This window comes from Thermoanaerobaculia bacterium, assembly GCA_035260525.1.
GTDB lineage: Bacteria > Acidobacteriota > Thermoanaerobaculia > UBA5066 > DATFVB01 > DATFVB01.
The window spans coordinates 1-4,185 of the sequence record DATFVB010000259.1; the positions used below are offsets into that span (position 1 = coordinate 1).

General features: G+C 69.2%; 4 protein-coding genes. All 4 read left to right on the forward strand.

Going from position 1 to position 4,185, the window contains the following annotated elements; all coding sequences use genetic code 11:
• Positions 1-281: 281 nt before the first annotated feature.
• On the forward strand, positions 282-854 hold the full coding sequence (locus VKH46_12630) for a CoA pyrophosphatase (protein HKB71684.1): 573 nt from the start codon (positions 282-284) through the stop codon (positions 852-854).
• Between the two features lie 2 nt (positions 855-856).
• Complete coding sequence (locus tag VKH46_12635) at positions 857-1,687, forward strand: PHP domain-containing protein (protein HKB71685.1); 831 nt, start codon at positions 857-859, stop codon at positions 1,685-1,687.
• Between the two features lie 40 nt (positions 1,688-1,727).
• Positions 1,728-3,083, forward strand: a complete 1,356-nt coding sequence (gene dnaB / locus VKH46_12640; GenBank protein ID HKB71686.1) for a replicative DNA helicase — start codon at positions 1,728-1,730, stop codon at positions 3,081-3,083.
• 13 nt (positions 3,084-3,096) lie between these two features.
• Positions 3,097-4,185: alanine racemase (gene alr / locus VKH46_12645; GenBank protein ID HKB71687.1), on the forward strand; the 1,089-nt coding region annotated here is incomplete at its 3' end.

A 4,185-nucleotide genomic window follows, 5' to 3' on the forward strand; every position in this document is an offset into this window, starting at 1 on the left:
ATCCGGGCGCTGCTTCGGAGAGCGCAACGGTACGTGGCGAGGCGCGAGCCCGGCGGGATGCCCGGCAGGCCACCAGCCGGGGTGTACTCCAAACGTATGTCGGGGGTGTAAACACCAACTCCTTACCGCGAAGATGACGAAGCGCGGCCAGACGTGCTGGAAGACGGGCTCGGCGGGACCGGCCGGCGGGTGCGGCGTACCGGAGCGTACGTTAAATCCGCCGGCGGTTCCGACGGGCCCGTATAACGGCGGGTATGGTCCGCGCCTGATATTTTAGGGACATGGCCAACTGGCTGGCGGATATCAGAGGCAAGCTCGCCGACCGAACTCTCCAGGGCGTCGCCCCGCAGGCGGAGCACCGTCGGGCCGGGGTCCTCGTCCCGATGTTCGTGCGGGAGAAGGAGCTCTGGCTCCTCTTCACGAAAAGGAGCGACAAGGTCCTGAACCACCGCGGACAGGTGTCGTTCCCGGGGGGAACCTTCGAGACCGGAGACCGGGACTTGAGGGACACGGCGCTTCGCGAGACGGAAGAGGAGCTGGGGCTCGAGCGCAAGCAGATCGTGCTGCTGGGCCGGCTCTCGCCGATCGTGACGGTGACGAGCTTCTACGTCGAGCCGTACGTCGCGGCGATTCCGTACCCGGTCGAGCTCAAGCCCTCGGCCGACGAGATCGAGGCGCTCTGGGAGATCCCGATCTCGGCGCTCATGACGCCGACCGCGGTCGAGGAGCGCAACTTCGAGGGGCGCGAGCGGCCGGTCCTCTTCTACCACTACGGACAGAAGACCGTCTGGGGCGCGACCGCCCGGATACTTTCCGAATTGCTCGACGTGCTCGCCGGCGGGGAAAAGGAGTGACCGTGACCTTCAAGATCGACCTGCATTCGCATTCGACCGTCTCCGACGGCCTCGACACCCCGACGGCGCTCGTCGAGAAGATGAGCCGGGCGGGGATCTCGGTCCTCGCGTTGACCGACCACGACGGTCTCGACGGGCTTCCGGAGGCGCGCGAGGCCGCGGAGCGGGCGGGGATCCGCCTCATTCCCGGCGCGGAGATCTCGGCCGACGCCCCCGACGGCGACGACGTCCACATCCTCGCCCTCTTCGTGGACGAGCAGAACGCCTCTTTCCGGCGGCAGCTCGAGGTCCGGCAGGAGAACCGGCGGCGTCGTGGCGAGAAGATGGCGGCGAATCTCGTGGCGGCGGGTATTGCAATCGACCTCGACGAGATCCGGCGCGACGTCGGCGACGGCGTCTGGGGCCGGCCGCATCTGGCGCGCGCGTTGATCCGCGCGGGGCACGCGAAGGACAACGACGACGCGTTCGCGCGATTCCTCCACAAGGGATGCCCGTGGTGGGTCGCCCCGGAGAAATGGCGCGCCGAGGAGGTCGTGCGCGCGATCCGCGAGGCCGGCGGGGTTTCGTCGCTCGCGCACGCGATCTGGTACAAGGACCCGGAGGGGGTCGTCGAAGCGCTGGTCCCCGAGGGGCTCGACGCGGTCGAGGTCTTCCATCCGGATCACGCGTCGGCGGAAATCGAGCGCTTCTCGAAGCTCGCGGCGCGGCACGGTCTCCTGGCGACGGCAGGCTCGGACTTCCACGGCGTCGAGGAGAAGGGCAAGATTCCCGGCGCCGTCTTCGGCGACCGGAAGATGCTCGAGGCGCTGGAAGAGCGCCGCGCGATCCGCTGACAATTCCCGGCGGCCCGGAGTAGAATCCGGTTCTCGTTCCATGCTCGAATCCGTCGAATCTCCGTCCGCTCTCCCGCAGAACGTCGAAGCGGAGCGTGCCGTGCTGGGCGCGGTCCTGATCGACAACCTCGCGCTGGCCGTGATCTCGCCGATCCTCAAGGAATCGGACTTCTTCCTCGACACGCACCGCCGGATCTGGACCGCGATCGGCGAACTCGCCGCCCGTTCCGCGCCGATCGACCTCGTGACGGTGCGCGACGAGATCGCCCGAATGGGGGCGATCGACCGCGTCGGCGGACCGGCGTATCTGGCGTCGCTGGTCGACGGCATTCCGGACGTCGCCAACGCCGAGCACTACGCGCGAATCGTCAAGGAGAAATCGACGCTTCGCCGGCTGATCGCGCTCGGGCAGAAGATCACGCGCGACGGCGCCGTCGCCGACCGCGCGGCCGACGACGTGATCGGGGATGCGGCATCGGAGATCTTCGACATCGCGCAGGACACCGCGCGCGGCGGCTTCGTGCCGCTCGGCGAGGTCGCCGAGCACAACCTGGCGGTCCTCGAGGAGGCGCGCGGCCGCCAGGGGATGCTGACCGGGCTCCCGACGGGGTTCCGGGACCTCGACCGGCTGACCTCGGGTCTGCAGACCTCCGAGCTCATCATCCTCGCGGCGCGGCCGTCGGTCGGCAAGACCTCCTTCGCCCTGAACGTCGCGCAGCACGTCGCGATCCGCGAGGCGCGGTCGGTCGGGTTCTTCTCGCTCGAGATGTCGAAGGAGGCGCTGGGGCTTCGCGTGCTCTGCTCCGAAGCGGAGGTCAACGCCAAGAAGGTCCGCGACGGTTTCGGATCGGACACCGACTTTCGGCAGCTCGTCCTCGCCCAGACGCGGATCGCGGGCGCGCGCTTCTTCATCGACGACACCTCGGCGCTGAGCGTGCCGGAAATGCGCGCGAAGTGTCAGCGCCTCAAGCGCGAGCACGGGCTCGACCTCGTCGTGGTCGATTACCTCCAGCTGATGGCGGGACACGGCCGGATCGAGAACCGCACCCAGGAGGTGTCGCAGATCTCGCGCGGGTTGAAGCTCCTCGCCAAGGACCTGCGCGTCCCGGTCATCGCTCTCTCGCAGCTCTCGCGCCAGTCGGAACGGCGGACCGGGGAGCAGAAGAAGCCGCAGCTCGCGGACCTGCGAGACTCCGGGTCGATCGAACAGGACGCGGACGTCGTGATCTTCCTGTATCGCGAGGAGATGTACGACCGCGAGACCGAGCGCAAGAACCTCGCCGACGTGATCATCGCCAAGCAGCGCAACGGACCGACCGACGAGTTCGAGATGGTCTTCCTGCACGAGCAGACGACGTTTCGAACCTACGAGCGCTTCGCGGAACCGCAGCTCTGAGGAAGAGGCCGGTTTGAATTTCTCCCCGCGCCGCACCGTCGCGCGCGTCGATCTCCGCGCGATCGCGTCGAACTTCCGCGCGATCGCACAGCGCTCGCGCCGGCGGGTGCTGGCGGTCGTCAAGGCGAACGCCTACGGGCACGGCGCGGCTCCCGTCGCGCGCGCGCTCGAGGACGCCGGGGCCGATTTCTTCTGCGTCGCGGTCGCCGAGGAGGGGGTCGAGCTCCGGAGGGCCGGCGTCCGGTCTCCGATCCTGCTCCTGAATTACGCCGACGCGGGCGACGCTGCGCTGCACCGGGCGTTCGCGCTGACGCCCGCTCTCTGGTCCCTCGAGCAGATCCGCGCCTTCGCCGCCGCGACCGCGACGTGGGGGGGTGCCCTTTCCGTCCACGTCAAGATCGATAGCGGCCTCTCCCGCCTCGGCATCTTCCCCTCGGAAGTCCGGGAGGCGGCGGCGATTCTCGCGGCGTCCCCCGGAATGCGCGTCGAGGCGGCCTTCTCCCACTTCTCGCACGGCGAGACGCCGGGGCACCCGACGCGAAGCCGTCAGACGGAGGCGGCCGCAGCGGCGTTCGGCGAGCTGCGGGCGTCGGGATTCCCCGGGATCTGGACGCATCTGGCCAACTCCGGGGCGGCGCTCGAAGGGCCGGCGGCCGATTGCGACGCCGTGCGGCCGGGGCTCGCGCTCTATGGGATCTCGCCCTTCACGGGCGATGGGATCTCGCCCTTCGCGGGCGATGGGATCTCGCCCTTCATGGGCGATGGGATCTCGCCCTCTACGGGCGAAGGAATCGCGCCGGTCGCCGGCGTCCCCGACCTCGTTCCCGCCCTTTCGTGGGAGACCGAGGTCATCTCGGTCAAGCGGGTCCCCGCGGGGACCGCCGTCGGCTACGGCGGGACGTTCGTGACGGCCCGGCCGACGACGCTCGCCGTCCTCCCCGTCGGTTATGATGACGGTTACCGGCGGTCGTTTTCCGGCCGCGCGCCAGTTCTCGTCGATGAGGGGGCCGTACCGACCGTGGGAGCCATCAGCATGGATCTGACGGTGTGCGACGCTACCGATGTGCCCGTCGCGGCGGGCGACCGCGCGGTCCTCATGGGG